The following is a 16,483-nucleotide window of genomic DNA, read 5'->3' as shown; positions in this document are numbered from 1 at the left end:
GTCGAGCACGGAATCGGAGATCTCCTGCGACACGCCGGGAACGGATGCTGCCGCCCTGCGTGTCGGCGAGACCTTCCGGTGCTGTGTCAGCGGCCGCCCTCGAACCGTGCAGCTCCGTCGCCGATCAGCGCGGACTCGATGCGGCGACGCATGTCGGCGCCGATCTCGGCGGGGAGTGCCGCGAGGTCGAACCAGCCGACCTCTGTCATCTCGCCGTCGGCGGGGTAGGGCTCGCCCGACACCCACGCGCAGCGGAACGTGAGATCGAGGTAGTCGTTCTGGTCGCCGTTCGCGTAGGTGACCCGGGGGATCTGGTGCACCCACGCGAGGCGGTCGGCCCGGCAGACGACGCCCGCTTCTTCGAGCGTTTCGCGCACCGCGGCGTCCGCGGGCTCTTCGCCCGGGTCGACGATCCCCGTGATCGGCGTGAGCATGCCGTTGTCGCTGCGGCGGCCGAGGAGCACCTCGCCGTCGCGGATCACCACTGCGGTCACACCCGCGAGCGACAGCGGGTGGGTGCCGATCTTCTCGCGCAGCTCGAGGATGAAATCCGGGGTGGGCATGCTCACACCCTATGGGCGGGCCGGGTCGCGATCGCAACCGCCTGGACGATGTCGGATGCCGCAGGCAGAGTGTGGGCATGGCGATCGAAGTGCGACCCGCGACGGTCTACGAAGACGTGGCGACGATGGTGGGTCCGAAGAATCCCGCGTCCAACGTGTGCTTCTGCCTGAGCTACCGCATCCCGAGCAAGGAGAACCTCGCGCTCAAGGGCCCCGAGCGCGGGGAGCGCGTGCGTCGGCTCATCGACGAGGAAGGCCCGATCGGAGTGCTCGCGTACGACGGTGATGACGTCGTCGGGTGGGCGGCCGTCGCGCCGCGCACACGCACGCACTTCGCGACCTTCCGCAAGATCCCGCACGTCGACGAGCAGGACGTGTGGTCGCTGTGGTGCTTCCGCGTGCGGCCAGGGCACCGCAAGAAGGGCGTCATGCACGCCCTCATCGACGGCGCCGTCGAGTTCGCGCGGGATCAGGGCGCGCCGGCGATCGAGGGGTACCCGGTCGACAACCGCGGAGAGAAGGTCGACCTCACGATGGCGTACGTCGGCACGCGGCGCCTGTTCGAGTCGGCGGGCTTCACGAAGGCCGCCGACACGGAGTCCGTGCTGTCGGGGTTTCCGCGCGTGCTGATGCGGCGCGGCCTCTAGCGTGGACGCGTGAACGAACTCCTGCGCCGCCGCTTCTCCCGCGCGAACACGCTCTACCTCGACTTCGTCGACGGCGTCTCGGCGGAACAGCTCGGGTCGCATCTCGCCGACCTTCCGTCCGACACCGTCGGCCACCAGCTGTGGTGCGTCCTCGGCGCGCGTGAGAGCTATCCGCGTGCGGCGCGGGCGGGGGAGTGGCAGGGCTTCACGAGTCCCGTCACCCGGGAGCAGACGACGGATGCCGCGGCCCTGCGCGCGGCGTTCGCACAGACGACGGCGGATCTCGACGAGTGGATCGCGGGCCTCGACGCGGAGGACGAGGCATCCTTCACGTACGCGCTCGCGCTGCTGGAGCACGAGACCCAGCACCACGGCCAGCTCATCCGCTACCTGTACGGGCTCGGCATCGACCGCCCGGAGTCCTGGCAGCGCCAGTACGCCCTCGACGAGGAGTTCTGAGGAGCGGACCTTCACCCTCGAGTCGAGGGTGAACGGAGCTCGCTGCGGGAGTCCGCGACTCACGACGGATCCCACGGCCTCTGTCGGCGGCCGAACCTAGACTCGATGCGTGGCATCCGATTCCTTCGTCCATCTGCACGTGCACAGCGAGTATTCGATGCTCGACGGAGCGGCCAAGATCGGGGCGATGACGCAGGCGGCGGCCGACTACGGCATGCCGGCGATCGCGGTCACCGACCACGGCAACACGTTCGCCGCGTTCGAGTTCTACCGGGCGGCGCAGGCCGCCGGCATCAACCCGATCATCGGCCTCGAGGCCTACGTCACGCCCGGCACCCACCGCAGCGACAAGTCGCGCGTGGCCTGGGGCACACCCGAGCAGAAGAGCGACGACGTCTCCGGCTCCGGCGCGTACACGCACACCACGCTGTGGAGCGAGACCACCGAGGGCATGCACAACCTGTTCCGGCTGAGCTCGCTGTCGAGCATGGAGGGCTACTACTTCAAGCCGCGCATGGACCGCGAGCTGCTGCAGACCTACGGCAAGGGTCTCATCGCCACGACGGGCTGCCCGTCGGGCGAGGTGCAGACGCGCCTGCGACTGGGCCAGTACGACGCCGCCCGCGCGGCGGCTGCGGAGTTCCAGGACATCTTCGGCAAGGAGAACTACTTCGCCGAGATCATGGACCACGGCCTCTCGATCGAGCGGCGGATCATGACGGATCTGCTCCGGCTCGCGAAGGACCTCGGCATCCCGCTGGTGGCCACCAACGACTCCCACTACACCCACCAGCACGAGGCGGACGCGCACGCCGCGCTGCTGTGCGTGCAGTCGGGATCGACCCTCGACGACCCCAACCGGTTCAAGTTCGACGGCGACGGGTACTACATCAAGACCGCGCAGGAGATGCGGCAGCTGTTCCGCGACCACCCCGAGGCGTGCGACAACACACTGCTGATCGCGGAGCGTTGCAAGGTCGAGTTCAACACCTCCGCCAACTACATGCCGCGCTTCCCGGTGCCCGACGGCGAGACCGAAGACAGCTGGCTCATCAAGGAGGTCGAGCGCGGCCTCCACTACCGCTACCCGGGCGGCATCCCCGACAAGGTGCGCAAGCAGGCCGAGTACGAGACCGGCATCATCCTGCAGATGGGATTCCCCGGCTACTTCCTCGTGGTCGCCGACTTCATCAACTGGGCGAAGGACCACGGCATCCGCGTCGGGCCCGGCCGCGGCTCCGGCGCGGGGTCGATGGTCGCCTACGCGATGAAGATCACCGACCTCGACCCCCTCGAGCACGGCCTCATCTTCGAGCGGTTCCTCAACCCCGACCGCGTCTCGATGCCCGACTTCGACGTCGACTTCGACGACCGCCGCCGCGGCGAGGTGATCGACTACGTCACCGAGAAGTACGGCTCCGAGCGCGTCGCGCAGATCGTCACATACGGCACCATCAAGTCGAAGCAGGCCCTGAAGGACGCCGGCCGCGTCCTCGGCTTCCCGTTCAGCATGGGGGAGCGCCTGACCAAGGCGATGCCGCCGCCCGTCATGGGAAAGGACATGCCGCTCGACGGAATGTTCGACCCGCAGCATCCGCGTTACAAGGAGGCTGTGGAGTTCCGCACCCTCATCGAGACCGACCCCGAGGCGAAGACGGTGTTCGACCGGGCGCTCGGGCTCGAAGGGCTCAAGCGCCAGTGGGGCGTGCACGCCGCGGGCGTGATCATGTCGAGCGAGCCGCTGCTCGACATCATCCCGATCATGCGCCGCGAGCAGGACGGCCAGATCGTCACGCAGTTCGACTACCCGTCGTGCGAGACCCTGGGCCTGATCAAGATGGACTTCCTGGGGCTGCGCAACCTCACGATCATCTCGGACGCGCTCGACAACATCCGGCTCAACCGCGGGGAGGAGCTCGACCTCGAGCACCTGACGCTCGACGACCGCCCCGCCTACGATCTGCTCACCCGCGGCGACACTCTGGGCGTCTTCCAGCTCGACGGCGGGCCGATGCGCTCGCTCCTGCGGTTGATGAAGCCCGACAACTTCGAAGACATCTCGGCCGTCATCGCGCTGTATCGCCCAGGACCGATGGGTGCGAACTCGCACACGAACTACGCGCTGCGCAAGAACGGCCTGCAGGACATCACGCCGATCCATCCCGAGCTCGAAGAGCCGCTGAAGGACATCCTCGACACGACCTACGGCCTGATCATCTACCAGGAGCAGGTCATGGCCATCGCGCAGAAGGTGGCCGGCTTCTCCCTCGGACAAGCCGACATCCTGCGCCGTGCGATGGGAAAGAAGAAGAAGTCCGAGCTCGACAAGCAGTACGAGGGCTTCTCGGGCGGCATGAAGGAGCGCGGATTCGGCGAGGCCGCGGTCCAGGCGCTGTGGGACATCCTGCTGCCCTTCTCGGACTACGCCTTCAACAAGGCGCACTCCGCCGCGTACGGACTCGTGTCGTACTGGACGGCGTACCTGAAGGCCCACTATCCCGCCGAGTACATGGCGGCGCTGCTCACGAGCGTCGGCGACTCCAAGGACAAGATGGCGGTGTACCTCAATGAGTGCCGCCGCATGGGAATCAAGGTGCTGCCGCCCGACGTCGGGCAGTCGATCCGGTACTTCGCGGCCGTTGGCGAAGACATCCGGTTCGGCCTCGGTGCCGTCCGCAACGTCGGCGGCAACGTCGTCGACGGAATCGTCGCGGCCCGCGCCGAGGCGGTCTACTCGAGCTTCCACGACTTCCTGTCCAAGGTCCCGGCGCACGTCGCCAACAAGCGGACGGTGGAGTCCCTCATCAAGGCCGGCGCGTTCGACTCGATGGGCTCGACGCGGCGCGCGCTCATGGAGATCCACGAGGACGCGACCGAGGCGGCGGTGCTCGACAAGCGCCGCGAGGCCAACGGCGAGGTCGGCTTCGACTTCGACGCGCTGTGGGGAGACGACGAGCCGCAGCAGGCGGCCAAGGTGCCCGAGCGACCGGAATGGACCAAGAAGGACAAGCTCGCCTTCGAGCGCGAGATGCTGGGCCTCTATGTCTCGGACCACCCGCTGGCGGGCCTCGAGATCTCGCTCGCGAAGCACGCCTCGACGAGCATCCACGACCTGCTCGCCTCGGAGGACGTCGGCGACGGCGACCAGGTGACGATCGCGGGGCTCGTCACGAGCGTGCAGCACCGCGTCGCCAAGCAGAGCGGCAATCCCTACGGCATGATCACGGTCGAGGACTTCGACGGCGAGATCACGGTCATGTTCATGGGCAAGACCTACACCGAGTTCCAGCACATGCTGCAGGCCGACTCGATCCTCGTGGTGCGGGGGCGCGTGTCGCGGCGCGACGACGGCATGAACCTGCACGCCCAGTCGGCGTTCACGCCCGACCTCGGCCCGATGGACGAGTCCAGCGCACTGGTGCTGATCATGCCCGAGCGCCGCGCGAGCGAGGCGCTCGTCGGTGAGCTCCTGCAGACCCTGAACCGCCACGCCGGCGACACCGAGGTGTCGCTCAAGCTCCACAGCGGCACCGTGGCGAAGGTGTTCGAGGTGCCGCACACCGTGCGGATCACCCCGGATCTCTACGGCGAGCTCAAGGGTCTTCTGGGGCCGCAATGCCTCGGGTGAAGCCGGGGTGCGCGTGCGACGGAGCATTTCGCCGCACGTCGCGCCGTCTCATCGGCGTCTCATGCGCCGTGGGTAATATCGGGTCGACGCGGGCCTCGGGAGCTCGCCGGAAAGGACGATCGTGACGGACCAGCAGCAGGACGCAGGCATCGACGAGGCGGTCGTGACCGAAGAGCCGCCCCAGTACGGTGTCGGACCGTTCTCCATCCGCGAGGTCGCCCTCGCGGGCACCTGGATCGTCGCGTTCGTCGTGTCGTTCTTCCCGATCTACGGGGCGTTCGAGTCGGGTCCGTCGGTATGGACCAACGGCATCGACTGGGTCCTCACCATCGGAGTCCCCACGATCGCCGTGTTCCTCATCGTGCTGCGCCGTCTCTCGCCGCAGGGCATCCGTCGCGTCGGATCGCTCGGCATCGACCAGTTCGCGTCCGTCGCCTTCTCGGTGGCCACCGTGCTGTGGCTGACGATCCTGTGGAACTCGTTCGTCAGCCTCTCGATCGGGCGGGGCTTCCTCGCCTCGTGGGTGGTGTGGGTGGAGTTCTTCCTCATGCTCGCCGGAGTCGTGCTGACCGTCTTCGCGCCGCTCATCCCGCCGTTCGCGCAGGACTTCCTCGGGCGCCCCGAGGTTCCGGCCCACCTCAACGCGCGACCGGTGCGCCCCGTAGCGCCGCGCCCGCCCTACGTGCGCCCCGAGCCTGAGCAGGCGAAGGACGAGTACACGCCGTACGCCGCTGCCGACGCCGACGCCGAGGCCGAGGCGGAGGCGGAGGCCGTCCCGACCGGACCCGACGCCCCGGCGCGCGCCGGCGACGCCACGGCGACGCCCGCCGCCGACGACTTCACCACCACGGTGATCCCCCTCGACGAGCAGGTCCCCGCGGCCGAGGAGCCCGCCGAGCCCGCTCCGAACGAGCCGGCGCAGGCGCGCGAGTCCTTCGAGCACGTCGAGAACCCGTCCTCGACGGTCGAGCCCGCCGCGGCCACCGCGCCGCAGCATCAGGCCTTCTGGGCGCTCGTGCCCGAGGAGCGCGACATCGTCGACGAGATCGGCATCCCGGTGTTCCGCATCGGACCGAGCGCGTGGGCCCTCGTGATCGAGGACCGCGGCGAGGTGTTCGTCGTGCGCCACGAGGACGGCCGCATCGGCTACCTGCACGACGTCTCGGGCGTCACGCGCGGCTGAGTCGCCGCGCTCGCGCGGTACCGTAGACGGATGCTCCGGACGATCGACCTGCGCGGGCGCGCGCTCTCGCCCGCTGAACTCCTCGCCACCGTGCCCCGTGCCGAGGCGGCACGGGAGGAGGCTCTCGCGACGGCCGCGCACATCGTGGAAGACGTCGCCGCTCGTGGTGAAGCCGCCCTCCGAGAGCAGGCGGAGAGGTTCGACGGCGTGACAGGACACGACATCCGCGTCCCCGCCGCCCACCTCGACGAGGCGCTCGACGCACTCGACCCCGCCGTGCGCGCGGCGCTCGAGCAGGCGATCGAACGGGTGCGCGAGGCTTCCGCCGCCCAGGTGCCCGCGCCGACGGTGACCGAGCTCGGGCCCGGCGCCCGGGTGACGCAGCGGTGGCAGCCGGTGCGCCGCGTCGGCCTGTACGTGCCCGGCGGCAAGGCCGTGTATCCGTCGAGCGTCGTGATGAACGTCGTGCCGGCACAGGTCGCGGGGGTGTCCGAGATCGCCGTGGCCTCACCGCCGCAGCGGGAGTTCGGCGGCCGCGTGCACCCGGTGATTCTCGGCGCCGCGAAGCTGCTCGGCGTGACGGAGGTGTACGCGATGGGCGGCGCCGGCGCGATCGGCGCCCTCGCCCACGGCGTCGCATCGCTCGACCTCGAGCCCGTGGACGTCGTCACCGGCCCGGGGAACAACTTCGTCGCGGCGGCCAAGCGCGCCGTGGCGGGCCTCGTGGGCACGGATGCCGAGGCCGGTGCGACCGAGATCCTCGTGGTCGCCGACGACAGCGCCGACGCCCGACTCGTCGCCGTCGACCTCATCAGCCAGGCCGAGCACGACGAGCAGGCCTCCGCCGTCCTCGTGACGACGTCGCAGCAGCTCGCGGCCGACGTCCTCGACGCCATCGCACCGCGCGCCGCGGCGACGCGGCACGCCGAGCGCGTCTCCGCCGCACTCGCGGGCCCGCAGTCCGCCATCGTGCTGGTCGACGACCTCGCCGCGGCGACCGCGTTCAGCAACGCCTACGCTCCCGAGCACCTCGAGCTGCACCTCGCCGACCCTCGCCCCGAGGACTTCGTGCACGCGGGTGCCGTGTTCGTCGGTGCCGACTCCCCGGTGAGCCTCGGCGACTACCTTGCGGGGAGCAACCACGTGCTGCCGACCGGGGGACAGGCCCGCTATTCGTCCGGCCTCTCGGCGGCGACGTTCCTGCGCCCGCAGCAGGTCATCGAGTACGACCGCGACGCCCTCGCCGCGGTCCACGATGCGATCGTGACGCTCGCCGAGGCCGAGGCGCTCCCCGCCCACGGCGAGGCCATCACGGCCCGTTTCGAGGACTGAGCCCGCATCCCGGCGTAGGCTGTCTCTGCCATGCACTGCCCGTTCTGCCGCCACGCCGATTCGCGCGTCATCGATTCGCGCACCAGCGACGACGGCCTCAGCATCCGTCGCCGTCGTCAGTGTCCGCAGTGCGGAGGCCGTTTCACGACGATCGAGACGGCGAGCCTCAACGTCATCAAGCGGTCCGGTGTGATGGAGCCGTTCAGCCGCGAGAAGGTCATGTCGGGCGTGCGCAAGGCCTGCCAGGGGCGGCCCGTCACCGACGCCGACCTCGCCGTGCTCGCGCAGACGGTCGAGGAGAGCATTCGTCAGACGGGTGCGTCGCAGCTCGACGCGAACGAGATCGGCCTCGCGATCCTCGGGCCGCTGCGCGATCTCGACGAGGTCGCCTATCTGCGTTTCGCGAGCGTCTACCAGGCCTTCGACTCGCTCGAGGACTTCGAGGCGGCGATCGAGCAGTTGCGCGTCGACCACGGCCGCGGAGTGCCCGCGCGTGATCAGAGCGCGCCGGCCGCGACGGAGTGAGCGGTTAGCCTAGAGGGGATGTATCCCCTCCTCTTCCGCACCGTCCTGTCGCGCATGGACCCCGAGTCCGCTCACCATTCCGCGATGGTCGTGATACGGATGTTGGGGGTCCCGCCGTTCTCGTGGGCCACGCGTGCGATCACCCGCCCTGTACCGGCGCTCACGACCACCGCGCTGGGCCTGTCCTTCGACTCGCCGTTCGGCGTCGCGGCCGGATTCGACAAGGACGTGAAGGGGGCATCGGGGCTCCACGCCCTCGGCTTCGGTCACGTCGAGGTCGGCACCGTGACCGCGATCCCGCAGGACGGCAACCCGCGGCCGCGGCTGTTCCGGCTCATCCCGGACCGCGCCGTCGTGAACCGCATGGGCTTCAACAACCACGGCGCTGAGGCGGCGGCCACACGACTGCGCAAGCTCCGCAAGCGCTCGCGCCGTGCCGTGCTCGGCGTCAACATCGGCAAGAGCCGGGTCGTCGATGTCGCCGACGCGACCGCCGACTACGTCCGCAGCGCGACACTGCTCGCGCCGCTCGCCGACTATCTCGTGGTGAACGTGTCGTCGCCGAACACGCCGGGGCTCCGCGGCCTGCAGGCGGTCGAGACGCTGCGCCCGCTGCTCGACGCCGTGCGCGACGGCGCGGGTGCGACGCCGCTGCTCGTGAAGATCGCGCCGGATCTGCCCGACGACGAGGTCGTCGCGATCGCTCAGCTCGCCGTCGACGCCGGCTTGTCCGGGATCATCGCGACGAACACGACGATCTCGCGGGAGGGGCTCGTCACCGATCCGGCCACGGTCGCCGCGGCAGGCGACGGTGGACTGTCCGGTGCGCCGCTGAAGACGCGGGCGCTCGAGGTCCTGCGGCTGCTGCGCGAGACGGTGCCCGCCGGGTTCGCGGTGATCTCGGTCGGCGGCGTGGAGACGGCCTCCGACGTGAAGGAGCGGTTGGATGCCGGAGCCACCCTCGTGCAGGGCTACACGGCGTTCCTCTACCGCGGCCCGCTGTGGGCGCGCCAGATCAACCGGGGCTTGGCGAAGCTCGGCTGACGCTCGGCTCAGGCCGGCTTCTGGCCGCGCTTGACCTGCGGCTTCGGAAGGCGCAGGAAGCGCATCTGGACGGTGCGCATCGCGGCGTACCAGCCGAGACCCTTCTCGACCTTGCCCTCGCCGAACTTCTTCTTGACGGCGCGCTTGACGGTGATCGACGTGAGGATCATGTCGCCGATGACGAAGAAGATGAAGATCCAGAGTCCCACGAACGCGTAATACTGCAGCGCCGCGATCGGCAGGAACGTCGCGAGGATGACGAGCACCATCGCGGGCATGACCGCCTCGCCGAGGTGCCAGCCGGCGTCTACCCAGTCGCGCACGAACTTGCGCTGCGGACCCTGGTCGCGCGCGGGGAGGTAGCGCTGGTCGCCGTTGGCCATGCCGACGCGGGCCTTCTCGCGCTGGGCGGCGAGATCGGCCTTGGCGCGCGCCTTGGCCTCCTTGGTGTCGGGCACGAGGGGGCGCTTGCGCGCAGCCTCCTGCTCGGCGCGCGAGGGGGTGGCACGGCCCTTGCCGACGGGCGTGCCGTTCAGGACGGTGCCCTCGGAGGCGGCGTCGTTCGGCACGGATTCGGAGTTCTTGGCCACGGGTGTTCCTCGAAGTGCGGAGAAGGGGTGCACTTAAGATTACCCGCATGATCTCTGACCTCTCCCGACAGGATGCTGTGCGCGACGCCGCGGCCTCCGGCATCCCCTCCGCCCTCGCCGATCTCGGCAGTCTCGTGCGCATCCCGTCCGTCGCGTTCCCGGGCTTCGACCCCTCACAGGTGCAGCGCAGCGCCGAGGCGGTCGCCGAGCTCGTCCGCGGGACCGGCCTGTTCGAGACGGTGGAGATCCGCACCGCGGTGATCCCGGAGACGGGGGAGCAGGGCAGCCCCGCGGTCCTCGCGACGCGCCCGGCCCGGAACGGCCGGCCGACCATCCTCCTCTACGCGCACCACGATGTGCAGCCGGTGGGCGACGAGTCGCTGTGGGAGTCGTCGCCGTTCGAGCCCACCGTCCGCGGCGGCCGTCTGTACGGCCGCGGCGCCGCCGACGACAAGGCCGGCATCATGGCGCACCTGGCCGCGCTCCGGGCGCTCAAGGAGGGCGTGGGCGACGACTTCGACCTCGGCGTCGCGCTGTTCTTCGAGGGCGAGGAGGAGGCGGGCTCGCGATCGTTCGCGCCGTTCCTCTCCGACAACGCCGACGCGCTGCGCGCCGACGTGATCGTCGTCGCCGACTCCGGCAACTGGGATGCCAAGACGCCGGCGCTCACCGTCTCGCTGCGCGGCAACACCCGCTTCACCCTGAGCGTGCGCACACTGGAGCACGCCTCCCACTCCGGAATGTTCGGGGGAGCGGTGCCCGACGCCACGATGGCCACGGTCAAGCTGCTGGCGACGCTGTGGGACGACGACGGTGCGGTGGCGGTCGCGGGGCTGACGGAGAGGGATGCCGCGACCCCGGAGTACAGCGAGGAGACGCTGCGCGACGAGGCCGGGCTTCCCGCGGGCGTGTCGCCGGTGGGTCGGGGCACCATCCTCAGCCGCATCTGGAACAAGCCGTCGATCACGGTGACGGGCATCGATGCGCCGAGCGTCGTGAACGCGTCGAACACGCTGAGCCCCGAGATCTCGGTGGTGATCAGCGCTCGCATCGCACCCGGCCAGCCGGCCCGCGAGGCGTACGCGGCCATCGAGTCGCACCTGCGTGCGCACGCGCCGTTCGGCGCGCAGCTGGAGTTCTCCGGCCACGACTTCGGCGACGCGTTCCTCGTCGACACGTCGGGCTGGGCCGTCGAGGCCGCCAGGGAGGCGCTGCACGAGGGGTACGGTGTCGCGTCCGTCGACATCGGCGTGGGTGGGTCCATCCCGTTCATCGCCGATCTCGTCCGCGAGTTCCCCGGCGCCCAGATCCTCGTGACCGGCGTCGAGGACCCGCACGCGAAGGCGCACAGCCCGAACGAGTCGCTGCACCTGGAGACGTTCCGCAACGCCGTCGTCTCAGAGGCGCTGCTGCTCGAGAAGCTCGACGCCCGCACCTCGCGGGCATGACGCGCGACTCCGGGATCGGCCCGAATGCGCCGGTCCCGGAGCCTTCTGCCAGCGGGCGCGCGTAGAATCGTCGCATCCCGCCGCCTGAGTGGAAGATCGATCCAGGGCGGCCCTTCCGGAGGAGTGCCATGACCGACACCGCACTGACGACCGAGCAGACCGCCCGCGACCACGGTGTGCTGCTGACCGACGCCGCCGCCGGCAAGGTCAAGAACCTGCTGGAGCAGGAGGGCCGCGACGACCTGCGTCTGCGCGTGGCCGTGCAGCCCGGCGGGTGCAGCGGCCTGATCTACCAGCTCTACTTCGACGAGCGCTACCTCGACGGCGACAAGACGGTCGACTTCGACGGCGTCGAGGTGATCGTCGACGACATGAGCGTGCCGTACCTCGACGGCGCCACGATCGACTTCAAGGACACCATCTCGGAGCAGGGCTTCACGATCGACAACCCGAACGCGGCCGGCTCGTGCGCGTGCGGCGACAGCTTCCACTGATCGGCTCAGGATCCGACACTTTTCCGGCGGGTCCGGTGCGCTTCGAATAGCGCGCCGGACCCGCCTTTTTCCGTCCGCGCGACACGATTCAACCTGAGCGGATGGCCTGAATCGCCTGGGCGGTTGCCCTAGACTGGCGAGAGTCCTGTTCGTGATCGGAAAGGTGCACCGTGCCTTCGAAACGCCGTATCCGCTGGGCCGTTCTCCCACTCGGGATCGCAGCGGCTGCAGTCCTCGCCGGATGCACCCCGACCGAGCTGCACGGCTTCCTCCCCGGATTCACCGAAGACGGCCAGCCGGCCACCAACCACACCGACATGGTCGCCGGTCTCTGGGTGAACTCGTGGATCGTGCTGCTCGTCGTCGGCGTCATCACGTGGGGCCTGATGGGATGGGCGGCGATCGCCTACCGGCGTCGCAAGGGCCAGATGGGTCTTCCCGTCCAGCTGCGCTACAACATGCCGATCGAGATCTTCTACACGATCGTCCCGCTCATCCTGGTGGTCGGCTTCTTCGCCTTCACCGCGCGCGACCAGGCGATCCTCGAGACGCAGTACGACGACCCCGACGTGGCGATCACCGCGATCGGCAAGCAGTGGTCGTGGGACTTCCAGTACGACGGCGCGAGCGACGACGAGACCGTGTGGTCGATGGGCGTCCAGGCGCAGACCGACGAGCGCGGCGACATCATCAGCGAGCTGCCCACGCTGGTGCTGCCGGTGAACCAGTCGGTGAAGATCAAGCTGCAGTCGCGTGACGTCATCCACTCGTTCTGGATCATCGACTTCCTTTACAAGAAGGACATGTACATCGGCAAGGACAACTACTGGTCCTTCACGCCGACGCGCGAGGGCGAGTACGCCGGCAAGTGCGCCGAGCTCTGCGGCGAGTACCACTCGATGATGCTGTTCAACGTCCAGGTCGTCAGCGAGGCAGAGTACGAGGAGTACCTCGACACGCTGCGCGAGGCGGGACAGACCGGCGACATCAACGACGCCTACGACCGTCTGCAGAACGCTCCCGGAACCGGCGGGACCCCTGAAGACGAAGAGGGAGACAACTGATCATGGCGACGACGCTTCCCCTCCAGGAGACGACGCAGGGTCGCCCGACCACCCTGCCGCCGCGCCAGGCCGCTCTGCTCAGCGCATCGCGCGTCGAGCAGAAGGGCAACATCATCGTCAAGTGGATCACCTCCACCGACCACAAGACGATCGGCTACCTGTACCTCATCTCCTCCGTCATCTTCTTCCTCCTCGGTGGAGTGATGGCGCTGATCATCCGCGCGGAGCTCTTCGAGCCCGGGATGCAGATCATCCCGACGAAGGAGCAGTACAACCAGCTCTTCACGATGCACGGCACGATCATGCTGCTGATGTTCGCGACGCCGCTGTTCGCGGGCTTCGCGAACGCGATCCTGCCGCTGCAGATCGGTGCCCCCGACGTCGCCTTCCCGCGTCTGAACGCGTTCGCCTTCTGGCTCTTCCTGTTCGGCTCGACCATCGCCGTCGCCGGCTTCCTGACCCCGCAGGGCGCGGCCTCGTTCGGCTGGTTCGCGTATCAGCCGCTCGCCAACGCCAGCTTCTCGCCCGGCGCGGGCGGAAACCTCTGGATGCTCGGCCTCGGCATGAGCGGTTTCGGCACGATCCTCGGCGCGGTGAACTTCATCACGACGATCATCACCATGCGCGCCCCGGGCATGACCATGTGGCGCATGCCGATCTTCTCGTGGAACACACTGATCACCAGCATCCTGGTGCTGATGGCGTTCCCGGTCCTCGCCGCCGCCATCCTCGCGGCCGCGGCCGACCGCGTGCTCGGCGCGCACATCTACGACCCGGCCAACGGCGGCGTGCTCCTGTGGCAGCACCTCTTCTGGTTCTTCGGTCACCCCGAGGTGTACATCATCGCGCTGCCGTTCTTCGGCATCGTGTCGGAGATCTTCCCGGTGTTCAGCCGCAAGCCGATCTTCGGCTACAAGACGCTGGTCTACGCGACCATCGCGATCGCCGCGCTGTCCGTCGCGGTGTGGGCACACCACATGTACGTCACCGGCGCGGTGCTGCTGCCCTTCTTCGCCCTCATGACGATGCTCATCGCCGTGCCGACCGGCGTGAAGATCTTCAACTGGATCGGAACGCTCTGGCGAGGCTCGGTGACCTTCGAGACCCCGATGGTCTTCGCCCTCGGCTTCCTCGTCTCGTTCGTGTTCGGCGGTCTCACCGGCGTGATCCTCGCATCGCCGCCGCTGGACTTCGCCCTCTCGGACTCGTACTTCGTCGTGGCGCACTTCCACTACGTCGTGTTCGGCACGGTCGTGTTCGCGATGTTCGCAGGCTTCTACTTCTGGTGGCCGAAGTGGACGGGCCGCATGCTCAACGAGCGCCTCGGCTACGTGCACTTCTGGATGCTGTTCATCGGCTTCCACATGACGTTCCTCATCCAGCACTGGCTCGGCGTGGACGGCATGGTCCGCCGCTATGCGGACTATTCCGAGGCCGACGGCTGGACGTGGCAGAACCAGGTGTCGACGGTCGGCGCCATCATCCTCGGCGCCTCGATGATCCCGTTCCTGTTCAACGTGTGGATCACCTCGCGCAAGGCGCCGAAGGTCACCGTGAACGACCCGTGGGGTTACGGCGCGTCGCTCGAGTGGGCGACCTCGTGCCCGCCGCCGCGTCACAACTTCACGTCGATCCCGCGCATCCGCAGCGAGCGGCCCGCGTTCGACCTGAACCACCCCGAGGCGGGCGTCCCGGTCGGCGTCGGTCCGGCGAAGGACGCCCCCGAAGCCCCGGTTGCCGACGTCGCCGATGGAGAGGTGAAGTAAGGTGCGTACCAACACCGGACTCTGGTGGCTGCTGGCCGTCTTCTTCCTGATCGTCGCGATCGTCTACACCGGGTGGAACATCATCGCCCACCCCGACCTGGTCTGGTATCAGGCTGTCGAGTGGGTCGGCAGCGTCGCGCTGCTGTTCACGGCGCTGATGGGCGCGCTGATCGCGTTCTACATCGGCAAGGTGCACAAGGCACAGGGCGGCGAGCTGCCCGAAGACGTCCTCACTTCCGACATCGACGACGGCGACCCTGAGCTGGGCGAGTTCAGCCCCTGGTCGTGGTGGCCCATCGTCCTCGCCTTCTCGGCGGCGCTCGGCATGATCGGCCTGGCGGTGGGCGCCTGGCTCATGCCCATCGGCATCGGCGTCTTCGTCGTCGCGATCGTCGGCTGGGTGTACGAGTACTACCGCGGCTACTTCGCCCGCTGATCCGGCAGACCGCCGGGTCGCATGCCGAACCGCGTGACGCGCACGAGGATCCGTCTGTGACGGGGCCTCGTGCGCATCTGCGTGCGGCCGCGTGCTCCGACATCGGACCGCACCGCACGACCAATCAGGACGCCGCGTTCACCGCCTCGTGGGGCGCGGCGGTGGCGGACGGCGTCGGTGGCGGACCCGCCGGCGACTTCGCCTCGGCAGCCTTCATCCATCGACTGGCCGCAGGCAGGCTCGACGGGCTCGAGCCGGTGCAGCTGGCCGATGCCGTGCGCTCGGCCAACTGGGACCTCCGCGCCCACGTCGAGCGTGATCCGTCGCTGAGCGGCATGGCGACGACGTTCACCGGGCTCTTCGCGGCGCGAGAGGGCGGACTGCTGCTGGCGCACACCGGAGACTCGCGGGCGTACCGGCTGCGCGAAGGCGCGCTCACGCAGGTGAGCCGTGACGATTCGCTCGTGCAGGCGCTCGTCGACCGAGGGCTCGTGTCGAGAACGGATGCTGCGTCCCACCCGCGCCGCAACATCATCACCGCCTCGCTGAGCGGCGCCGAGCGCGATGCGGCGACGGTGACCGCGTACGACGCTCGCCCGGGCGACCGGTGGGTGATCTGCAGCGACGGGCTCACCGACTACGTGCCGGACGCCGAGATCCGCGCTGAGCTGATGCGTCAGTCCTCCGTCGGCGCCGCTGCGGAGGCGTGCGTCGCCGTGGCGCTCGAAGCCGGAACGCGCGACAACGTCACGGTGGTGGTGTGCGACGTGGTCGACGACGACAGCGGCGGCGCGCCCGCGCAGACGTCGTTCTACGGGGCGGCCGCCGCCAGGTTCATGGAAGGACTGGAATCGGCCTGAGGAGGGCGCTCAGCCGGCGACAGGGGCCCGGACGACCATCACCTGGGCATCGAACACGCGGGGGAGCGCGCCCTCGTCGTTCTCGGCCGGCTGACCCTCGCGCACCCAGTACTCGTAGCCGCCGATCATCTCCTTGACGGAGTAGCCGAGCTTCGCGAACTCGATCGCGCCCTTCGCGCCGGCGTTGCAGCCGGGGCTCCAGCAGTACACGACGACCGGCGTCGAGGCGTCGATCTCGCGCGGCGCCCGCTCTGCGATCTCCCGGTACGGCATGTGGACGGCCCCGCGGATGCGACCCTGGGCCCACGCCTCCTCGCCGCGGACGTCGACGAGCACGAACTGCTCTCCGGCCTTCTGTGCGGCGTACACGTCGGAGGAGTCGGTCTCGAGGGCGAGCTTGGCGGAGAAGTAGGAGAGGGCGTCTGTCATGCCTCCACGCTAATC

At 69.1% G+C, this 16,483-nt stretch carries 16 protein-coding genes; 13 read left to right on the top strand and 3 right to left on the bottom strand.

Going from position 1 to position 16,483, the window contains the following annotated elements:
• Window positions 1–86: 86 nt before the first annotated feature.
• Window positions 87–563 carry an NUDIX domain-containing protein gene (locus ACFQ7C_RS15700; protein ID WP_378903127.1) on the bottom strand — a complete coding sequence of 159 codons (477 nt, stop codon included), beginning with the start codon at window positions 561–563 and terminating at the stop codon, window positions 87–89.
• Between the two features lie 77 nt (window positions 564–640).
• Between ACFQ7C_RS15700 and ACFQ7C_RS15695 the strand changes: the two genes are divergently transcribed.
• From ACFQ7C_RS15695 to ACFQ7C_RS15665, 7 genes are all read left to right on the top strand, one after another.
• Window positions 641–1,210, top strand: coding sequence for a GNAT family N-acetyltransferase (locus ACFQ7C_RS15695; protein WP_378903124.1), 570 nt, complete (start codon window positions 641–643; stop codon window positions 1,208–1,210).
• 9 nt (window positions 1,211–1,219) lie between these two features.
• On the top strand, window positions 1,220–1,669 hold the full coding sequence (locus ACFQ7C_RS15690; RefSeq protein WP_378903121.1) for a hypothetical protein: 450 nt from the start codon (window positions 1,220–1,222) through the stop codon (window positions 1,667–1,669).
• 157 nt (window positions 1,670–1,826) lie between these two features.
• Window positions 1,827–5,297 carry a DNA polymerase III subunit alpha gene (dnaE, locus tag ACFQ7C_RS15685; protein WP_378903261.1) on the top strand — a complete coding sequence of 1,157 codons (3,471 nt, stop codon included), beginning with the start codon at window positions 1,827–1,829 and terminating at the stop codon, window positions 5,295–5,297.
• A 121-nt stretch (window positions 5,298–5,418) separates the two neighbouring features.
• Window positions 5,419–6,480 (top strand): hypothetical protein, encoded by a 1,062-nt coding sequence (locus tag ACFQ7C_RS15680; protein WP_378903118.1) that lies wholly within the window; start codon window positions 5,419–5,421, stop codon window positions 6,478–6,480.
• A 30-nt stretch (window positions 6,481–6,510) separates the two neighbouring features.
• Entirely contained in the window at window positions 6,511–7,812 is a 1,302-nt protein-coding gene (hisD, locus tag ACFQ7C_RS15675) for a histidinol dehydrogenase (protein WP_378903115.1), read from the top strand.
• A 30-nt stretch (window positions 7,813–7,842) separates the two neighbouring features.
• On the top strand, window positions 7,843–8,337 hold the full coding sequence (gene nrdR / locus ACFQ7C_RS15670) for a transcriptional regulator NrdR (RefSeq protein WP_378903112.1): 495 nt from the start codon (window positions 7,843–7,845) through the stop codon (window positions 8,335–8,337).
• Between the two features lie 18 nt (window positions 8,338–8,355).
• The gene (locus tag ACFQ7C_RS15665; protein WP_378903109.1) at window positions 8,356–9,381 is read left to right on the top strand and encodes a quinone-dependent dihydroorotate dehydrogenase; all 1,026 of its coding nucleotides are present in this window, start codon (window positions 8,356–8,358) and stop codon (window positions 9,379–9,381) included.
• A gap of 8 nt (window positions 9,382–9,389) precedes the next feature.
• On the opposite strand, the gene ACFQ7C_RS15660 is transcribed toward ACFQ7C_RS15665, so the two are convergent.
• Complete coding sequence (locus ACFQ7C_RS15660) at window positions 9,390–9,971, bottom strand: DUF3043 domain-containing protein (RefSeq protein WP_378903106.1); 582 nt, start codon at window positions 9,969–9,971, stop codon at window positions 9,390–9,392.
• A gap of 47 nt (window positions 9,972–10,018) precedes the next feature.
• Here ACFQ7C_RS15660 and ACFQ7C_RS15655 point away from each other — a divergent pair, with 47 nt between their 5' ends.
• From ACFQ7C_RS15655 to ACFQ7C_RS15630, 6 genes are all read left to right on the top strand, one after another.
• Window positions 10,019–11,419, top strand: a complete 1,401-nt coding sequence (locus ACFQ7C_RS15655; RefSeq protein WP_378903103.1) for a dipeptidase — start codon at window positions 10,019–10,021, stop codon at window positions 11,417–11,419.
• Between the two features lie 128 nt (window positions 11,420–11,547).
• The gene (gene erpA, locus ACFQ7C_RS15650; RefSeq protein ID WP_141893508.1) at window positions 11,548–11,913 is read left to right on the top strand and encodes an iron-sulfur cluster insertion protein ErpA; all 366 of its coding nucleotides are present in this window, start codon (window positions 11,548–11,550) and stop codon (window positions 11,911–11,913) included.
• Window positions 11,914–12,083: 170 nt separating this feature from the next.
• Window positions 12,084–12,977: a cytochrome c oxidase subunit II gene (coxB, locus tag ACFQ7C_RS15645; RefSeq protein ID WP_378903099.1), complete on the top strand. Its 894-nt coding sequence runs from the start codon at window positions 12,084–12,086 to the stop codon at window positions 12,975–12,977.
• Between the two features lie 2 nt (window positions 12,978–12,979).
• On the top strand, window positions 12,980–14,743 hold the full coding sequence (gene ctaD / locus ACFQ7C_RS15640) for a cytochrome c oxidase subunit I (RefSeq protein WP_378903096.1): 1,764 nt from the start codon (window positions 12,980–12,982) through the stop codon (window positions 14,741–14,743).
• A 1-nt stretch (window position 14,744) separates the two neighbouring features.
• Window positions 14,745–15,179: a cytochrome c oxidase subunit 4 gene (locus ACFQ7C_RS15635; RefSeq protein ID WP_378903093.1), complete on the top strand. Its 435-nt coding sequence runs from the start codon at window positions 14,745–14,747 to the stop codon at window positions 15,177–15,179.
• Window positions 15,180–15,235: 56 nt separating this feature from the next.
• Window positions 15,236–16,039 (top strand): PP2C family protein-serine/threonine phosphatase, encoded by an 804-nt coding sequence (locus tag ACFQ7C_RS15630; protein ID WP_378903090.1) that lies wholly within the window; start codon window positions 15,236–15,238, stop codon window positions 16,037–16,039.
• A gap of 9 nt (window positions 16,040–16,048) precedes the next feature.
• Here the strand turns inward: ACFQ7C_RS15630 and ACFQ7C_RS15625 are convergent, their stop codons facing one another.
• Window positions 16,049–16,468: a rhodanese-like domain-containing protein gene (locus ACFQ7C_RS15625; protein ID WP_378903087.1), complete on the bottom strand. Its 420-nt coding sequence runs from the start codon at window positions 16,466–16,468 to the stop codon at window positions 16,049–16,051.
• Window positions 16,469–16,483: the final 15 nt, after the last annotated feature.

This window comes from Microbacterium sp. NPDC056569, assembly GCF_042793475.1.
Classification (GTDB): domain Bacteria; phylum Actinomycetota; class Actinomycetes; order Actinomycetales; family Microbacteriaceae; genus Microbacterium.
Note: the sequence above shows the minus strand (reverse complement) of the source record. Positions and strands in the feature narration are given on the sequence as shown.

Coding starts and splice junctions, on each gene's coding strand:
- ACFQ7C_RS15700 (WP_378903127.1), bottom strand. CDS start 563: ATGCCCACCCCGGATTTCATCCTCGAGCTGCGCGAGAAGATCGGCACC.
- ACFQ7C_RS15695 (WP_378903124.1), top strand. CDS start 641: ATGGCGATCGAAGTGCGACCCGCGACGGTCTACGAAGACGTGGCGACG.
- dnaE (WP_378903261.1), top strand. CDS start 1,827: ATGCTCGACGGAGCGGCCAAGATCGGGGCGATGACGCAGGCGGCGGCC.
- hisD (WP_378903115.1), top strand. CDS start 6,511: ATGCTCCGGACGATCGACCTGCGCGGGCGCGCGCTCTCGCCCGCTGAA.
- nrdR (WP_378903112.1), top strand. CDS start 7,843: ATGCACTGCCCGTTCTGCCGCCACGCCGATTCGCGCGTCATCGATTCG.
- ACFQ7C_RS15665 (WP_378903109.1), top strand. CDS start 8,356: ATGTATCCCCTCCTCTTCCGCACCGTCCTGTCGCGCATGGACCCCGAG.
- ACFQ7C_RS15655 (WP_378903103.1), top strand. CDS start 10,019: ATGATCTCTGACCTCTCCCGACAGGATGCTGTGCGCGACGCCGCGGCC.
- erpA (WP_141893508.1), top strand. CDS start 11,548: ATGACCGACACCGCACTGACGACCGAGCAGACCGCCCGCGACCACGGT.
- ctaD (WP_378903096.1), top strand. CDS start 12,980: ATGGCGACGACGCTTCCCCTCCAGGAGACGACGCAGGGTCGCCCGACC.
- ACFQ7C_RS15625 (WP_378903087.1), bottom strand. CDS start 16,468: ATGACAGACGCCCTCTCCTACTTCTCCGCCAAGCTCGCCCTCGAGACC.